Origin of the sequence: Nocardioides sp. NPDC057772 (assembly GCF_042798075.1) — a bacterium.
Classification (GTDB): Bacteria; Actinomycetota; Actinomycetes; order Propionibacteriales; family Nocardioidaceae; genus Nocardioides.
In genome coordinates this window covers 1-6684 of record NZ_JBHVKN010000248.1, presented here as the reverse complement: position 1 = coordinate 6684, position 6684 = coordinate 1, and the positions used below count along the sequence as shown (strand labels likewise).

4 protein-coding genes are annotated in these 6684 nt (G+C 70.7%); 3 read left to right on the top strand and 1 reads right to left on the bottom strand.

Annotated features, from left to right (window positions below):
* Positions 1–1150: beta-galactosidase family protein (locus tag ACFVJS_RS25170; protein WP_378886125.1), on the bottom strand; the 1150-nt coding region annotated here is incomplete at its 3' end.
* Between the two features lie 105 nt (positions 1151–1255).
* On the opposite strand from ACFVJS_RS25170, the gene ACFVJS_RS25165 reads away from it, so the two are divergent.
* The 3 genes from ACFVJS_RS25165 to ACFVJS_RS25155 all read left to right on the top strand — a co-directional run.
* Positions 1256–5101, top strand: coding sequence for an endo-alpha-N-acetylgalactosaminidase family protein (locus ACFVJS_RS25165; RefSeq protein ID WP_378886123.1), 3846 nt, complete (start codon positions 1256–1258; stop codon positions 5099–5101).
* A gap of 45 nt (positions 5102–5146) precedes the next feature.
* Positions 5147–5929: a DeoR/GlpR family DNA-binding transcription regulator gene (locus ACFVJS_RS25160; protein WP_378886121.1), complete on the top strand. Its 783-nt coding sequence runs from the start codon at positions 5147–5149 to the stop codon at positions 5927–5929.
* Between the two features lie 92 nt (positions 5930–6021).
* Positions 6022–6684 (top strand): SIS domain-containing protein (locus ACFVJS_RS25155; RefSeq protein ID WP_378886119.1); only part of this gene is annotated, 663 nt, incomplete at its 3' end.

Sequence of the window (6684 nt, the reverse complement as noted above, 5' to 3'; positions counted from 1 at the left end):
GGCCGGCGTCGACGCCCAACTGCTCGAAGCTCAGCGGCCCGGCCGCGCGGACTCCCGGCCCGCGGGTCACCAGTGACAGCAGGTCCGCGCCGGGCGACACCGGCGCGGAGGAGAACGCCTGACGCGCAGGCGTGGGCGGGAGCGCCGGCAGCGCCTCGACCGTTCGCCCGGTCGCAGGCGCGAGGATCTCGCGGTAGAGCTCGAACTTCTCCGAGACCCGGCCGTCCTCGCCGACCGGGGCGTCGGAGTCGTAGCTGGTGACGGTGGGCTGGATCCGGCGACCGTCGTGGTTGGACCCGGCCCAGAGCCCGAAGTTGGTGCCGCCGTGGGCCATGTAGACGCTGACCGAGCCACCCAGGTCGACGATCTCGCGCAGCGTCGCGGCGGCGCTGGCGGGGGAGCGTACGTGGTGGTTCTCGCCCCAGTGGTCGAACCAGCCGTTCCAGAACTCGGCGCACAGGAACGGCTCGCCGGGACGTCGTGACGCCAGCATCGCGTGGGCCTCGGTGGCCCGGCTGCCAAAGGTGGCCGCGGCGAGGGTGCCGTCGACCATGCCGGCATCGAGCATGACCTCGGTGGGGCCGTCGGCGGTGTAGAGCAGCTCGGTGACCCCGCGGTCGAGGAGCGCCTGGCGCAGCCAGGCGAGATGGGCGGCGTCGTCGCCGTAGGAGCCGTACTCGTTCTCCACCTGCACGGCCACGACCGGCCCACCATGTGCAGCCTGCAGCGGAACCAGCCGGGGGAGCAGGACGTCGAGCCAGCCAGCGACCGCGTCCTGGTAGACCGGGTCGGTGCTGCGCGGCGCGCGGGTTCGGGCGGTCAGCCACGACGGCAACCCGCCGTTGGTCCACTCGGCGCAGATGTAGGGGCCGGGGCGCACGATCACGTCGAGCCCGAGGTCGCCGGCGACGGTGAGGAAGCGGGCCAGGTCACGAGGCCCGGTGAAGTCCGCAGATCCCTCGTCCGGCTCGTGGAAGTTCCAGGCGACGTAGGTGTCGATCGTGTTGAACCCGGTGGCGGCGACTCGCTGCAGCCGGTCCTCCCACAGGTCCGGGTGGATGCGGAAGTAGTGGATCGACCCGGACAGGATCCGGTGGGGGACGCCGTGCTTCAGGAACTCGCTGTCACGCCAGGTCAAAATGGGGCTCACCCGGCCGAGGTTATGACAACTTTTGCGCAGAACGTAGCCAAATCGCGCAAAACTCTGCATGATGGACGGACCTCGTCAGGCCCACCCCCACCCTCGGGAGTCACGATGCCGAAGCGTTTCCCCACCGCCCTCCTCGCGTCCGTGACGGCCTTCGCCGGCGTGGTCGCGATCGCGCCCGCAAGCCACGCCGCCCCCGCGGGCGGTTTCACCCTGACCTCGTCCGTCCTCAGCGTGCAGGTCGCCGAGGACTTCCCGGCCGTGCTCGGCTACCGGCACACCGCAGGCGGCGAGATCGGCGGCGCGGCCACGGTGCCCACCGACGTACGGATCAACGGCGTCGCGCGGACGGCGACCGTGACCGGCACCCAGGTCGACGCCAACACCGCGACCTACCGGCTGACCTTCGCCGACCTGCCCGGGGTCGTGCTCGACGCGAAGCTCGAGGTGGCCGGCGATGTCGTCACCTTCGCCGTGACCAAGGTGACCGACACCGCCGAGCACCGGGTCGGCACCCTCGACATCCCCGGACACGACCTCCTCTCGGTCAGCTCGGACCAGGCCGGCGCCACCGTGAGCACCGCGATCGTGAGCGCCGACCGCACCAAGAACGGCGACACCCACACCGAGGTGACCGCCGACCTGGCCACGACCGAGAAGCCGGTCGGATCGGCGTACGCCATCGTCGACACCGACCAGCTCGCCGCCGCCATCGAGACCAACTCCGTCTACGACCAGAGCAGCGGCGACGCGACCAACGAGCGCGGCCGGATCTGGCGCAAGGTCAGTGCCACCGACGACGGCCGCCGGGTCGGGCTGTGGAGCGGCCAGTGGACCTACCGTGCGACGGGCTCGCCCTACACCGAGGAGCTCCCCTGGGCGAAGGTCACCGTCACGCCCGACGCCAATGACGACCAGCGGGTCGACTGGCAGGACGGCGCGATCGCGCTGCGCGACATCCAGCGGCCGATGAACGGCGCGGACGAGACCCCCGAGCGGGTGGTCACCCACATCCCGTTCAACTTCGCCAGCCAGGCGACGCATCCGTTCCTGCGTACGCTCGACGACGTCAAGCGGGTCTCGCTGGCCACCGACGGGCTGGGTCAGCTGGCCGTGCTGAAGGGCTACGGCTCCGAGGGCCACGACTCCGCGCACCCCGACTACGGCGGCAACTACAACACCCGCGCCGGCGGGCTCGAGGACCTCAACACGCTCGCCCGCGAGGGCGAGAAGTGGGGCGCCGACTTCGGGGTCCACGTCAACGCGACCGAGGCCTACCCCGAGGCCAAGACCTTCGACGAGACCCTGGTCAACGAGAACAGCCCCGGCTGGGACTGGATCGACCAGTCCTACTACATCGACCAGCGCACCGACCTCGCGACCAAGAACATCGTCGACCGCTTCGCCCAGCTGCGCCGCGAGACGCACGACAACCTCGACTTCCTCTACATCGACGTCTACTACTCCTACGGCTGGCTCCAGGAGCGGCTCGCCCAGGAGCTGCGCGACCAGGGCTGGAACATCGGCACCGAGTGGTCCTACCACTTCGAGGAGGACGCGCTCTGGTCCCACTGGGCGAACGACGAGTCCTACGGCGGCGCCACCAACAAGGGTCTGAACAGCCAGCTGATCCGGTTCGTACGCAACGGGCAGAAGGACACCTGGAACCCGGACAAGCTGCTCGGGCACACCGAGATCGTCGAGTTCGAGGGCTGGACCGGCGAGAACGACGTCGCCGCCTTCTACGACAACATCTGGCGGACGAACCTGCCGACCAAGTATCTCCAGCAGAACCCGATCCTGCGCTGGAGCCAGGACGAGGTCGTCCAGGACGGCGGCGTCCGCGTGGTCAACACCGGCACGACGGCGGCGACCCGGAAGATCTACCAGGGCGGCGACCTCGTCCTCGACGGCGACGCCTACCTGCTCCCGTGGAAGAACGACTCGAAGCTCTACCACTACAACACCGACGGCGGCCGGACCACCTGGAACCTCACCGATGCGTGGAGCGACAGCACCCGGCTCAACGTCTACCGGCTCACCGAGCAGGGCCGGGTCGCGGCCGGCAGCGTGCCGGTCCGCAGCGGCGAGGTCACGCTCGACGCGAAGCCCGGGACGGCGTACGTCCTGACGAAGTCTCCCGGCAGCTCGCCCGAGCCGCAGTGGGGCCAGGGCAGCCACATCGCCGACCCCGGCTTCAACGCCGGCAGCCTCGACGCGTGGCACCCCAGCGGGTCGGCCACCACCGGACGTACCTCGACCGGGCAGCGGGTCGCCGTCCTGGGCGCCGGCGGGAAGGCCGCGATCAGCCAGCGTCTGACCGGCCTGCGCAGCGGCCGCCACGCGCTGGGCGTCTGGGTCGAGGTCGAGCCCGGCCACAGCCGCGCCACCACGGTCACCGTCACCTCGGGTGGGAAGACCTACACCAACCGCGTCGAGCGCTCGACCGCGAAGAACCTGGTCGCCGCCGACGAGCTGCACAGCACCTACTTCCAGCGGGTCGAGGTGCCCTTCGACGCCAGCCGGGACGGGACCGCGACCGTCAAGATCTCCGCGGCGTCCGGCTCTGGGAAGGTCCGCGTGGATGACGTACGCGTCGTCGCGATCGACCGCGACCTGCCGGCCGCTCCTGGGGCGAAGGTCATCGTCCGGGAGGACTTCGAGGAGGTCGTCCAGGGCTGGTCGCCGTTCGTCAAGGGCACCTCGGGCGGGGTCACCGACCCGCGTACGCACCTGGCCGAGCGCCACGAGCCCTACACCCAGAGCGGCTGGAACGGGAAGCTCACCGACGACGTGATCAGCGGCGACTGGTCGCTCAAGTCGCACGCCGAGAACGGTGGGCTCGTCTACCGCACCGTCCCGCAGACCGTACGTCTCGAGCCCGGCCATCGCTACCGGGTCTCCTTCGACCACCAGACCGAGCGGGCCGACGACTACCAGTGGGTGACCGGCTACGACTCGGTCGCGAGCGGTGAGCCGCGCTCGGTCGAGGTCGCTGCCCGGCCGATCGGCAGGCAGCTCGAGACGGCCCGGTTCAGCGAGGAGTTCGTGGCCGGCGGCTGCGGCGACTACTGGGTCGGCCTGCGGACGGCCGACGGCAACGGCGCGAACGGCGACATCAGCATCGACGACTTCACCGTGGAGGACCTCGGCGAGGCCGGCGACCTGCCGGCCTGCGCGACCCTGGCCGTCGACGCCGGCGAGGAGAAGCTGCTGCCGGGTGCCGTCAGCGAGGTCACCACGACGCTGACCAGCGACGAGGCGTCGGCGACCGGTGCCGGGAAGGTCGCCCTGGAGGTGCCGGCGGGCTGGGCGGCGGAGGCCACCACCCCGGCGGCCTTCGACGGGCTCGCTCCGGGGGAGAGTCACGCCGTCACCTGGAAGGTCACACCGCCGGCCGACGCGGCCGAGTCGAGCTACCAGCTCGATGCGGCCGCGACGTACGAGATCGGGGGTCAGACGCGCACGGTGACCCGCTCCGCCACGGTGCAGACCGCGCCGCCTCCGCCGACCGCGGACACCTACGCCAGCGATCTCGGCTGGATCTCGGCGACCAACGGCTGGGGGCCGGTGGAGCGCGACACCAGCGTGGGGGAGAACGCCGCCGGTGACGGCCGGCCGATCACGCTGAACGGCAAGGTCTACGCCAAGGGGCTGGGCGCGCACGCGGTCTCGAAGGTCCGCTACTACCTGGCGGGCAACTGCACCTCTTTCACCGCCGACGTCGGGGTGGACGACGCCCAGACCTCGCGGGGGTCGGTGAGGTTCTCGGTGGTCGCGGACGGGCGTACGGTCGCCGAGACCGGCACCCTCGGGCCGACCAGCGCGACCGCGACGATCTCCGCAGACGTCACCGGCGCCGACTTCGTCGACCTGGTGGTGGGCGACGCCGGTGACGGGAACGGCAACGACCACGCCGACTGGGCCGACGCGATGTTCCGCTGCGGCTCCTGAGGCGCCGGAACTGCGTAGGCTGTCCGGGACCCAGGAAGGGGGCCCATGAGACAACAGCGACTCAACCAGCTGCTCGAGCTGATCAGCGAGCACGGCCACGTCACGATCGCGGAGGTGGAGAGCGCGCTCGGCGTCTCGGCGGCGACCGCCCGCCGCGACATCGGGCACCTCGCCGACCAGCGGCTGGTCACCCGGACACATGGCGGCGCGACGGCGCTCGGCTCGGCGTACGAGCTGCCGTTGCAGTACAAGATCGGCCGTCAGGCCGAGGCCAAGCGGGCGATCGCGGCCGCGGTCGCCGACCTGCTGGTCCCGGGGGAGACCGTGGCGCTCAACGGCGGGACGACCACCAGCGAGGTGGCGCGCTCCATCGGGCGCCATCCGGACCTGGCCGAGGACGACAGCATCACCGTCGTCACCAACGCGCTCAACATCGCCTACGAGCTCTCGATCCGGCCCAACGTCAACATCGTGGTGACCGGGGGAGCAGCCCGCACCCAGTCCTACGAGCTCGTCGGTCCGCTGAGCGAGGGGGTGCTGTCGAAGATCAACATCGACACCGCGATCCTCGGCGTCGACGGCATCAGCACCCGCGCCGGCCTCACCACGATCCACCCGGCCGAGGCCAAGATCAGCGCCGACTTCATCGCGGCCGCGCAACGCACCATCGTCGTGGCCGACAGCACGAAGCTCGAGCATCCCACGTTCGCGCGCATCCGCGACCTCGACTCCGTCTCCATGCTCGTCACCGACCGGGCGGTGCCCGAGCCGCTCGCGAAGGCGCTGGCCGAGCATGGGACGGAGATCGTCATCGCGACTGAGCGATAATGATCATTTATCGCTCATTATTGACAGAAACGCGCAGCGCGTTGGATGATTCGGCTCCAGCCCGGCAACACATCGGAGGGTGACCCGACACCATGACCGCATCCGCACCGACGCATCTCGCCGCCGAGATCGCGACCCAGCCCGCCGACTGGCTGGCCGCCCGTGGCACCGCCGAGCGCTTCGCCGACGCGCTGCCCGAGGCGGGGGAGAAGGTCGCGGTCGTCGGCTGCGGCACCTCGCTCTACATGGCGCAGGCGTACGCTGCGCTCCGCGAGGAGCAGGGCCAGGGCGTCACCGACGCCTGGACGCCGACCGAGGCCCGGATCGACCGTGGCTATGACCGGCTGCTCGCCATCACCCGGTCTGGAACCACGACCGAGGTCATCGACCTGCTCACCCGAGTCAACGGCAAGGTCCCGGCCTCGGTGATCTCGTCCTCGCCCGGCACTCCGGCGCTCGAGCTGGCGGAGCCGATCCTGATGCCCGAGGTGGACGAGAAGTCGGTGGTCCAGACCCGCTTCGCGACCACGGCGCTCGCCGTGCTGCGTTGGCACCTCGGTCACGACCTGACCCAGGCCTCCGCGCAGGCCCAGCAGATCATCGACGCCGGCGCGGACGGGTTCGGTCCGGCGTTGAGCGCCGACCAGCTCACCTTCGTCGGCCGAGGCTGGACCAACGGGCTGGCGCAGGAGGCCGCCCTCAAGCTGCGGGAGTCCGCGCAGCTGTGGACCGAGTCCTACCCGTTTATGGACTAC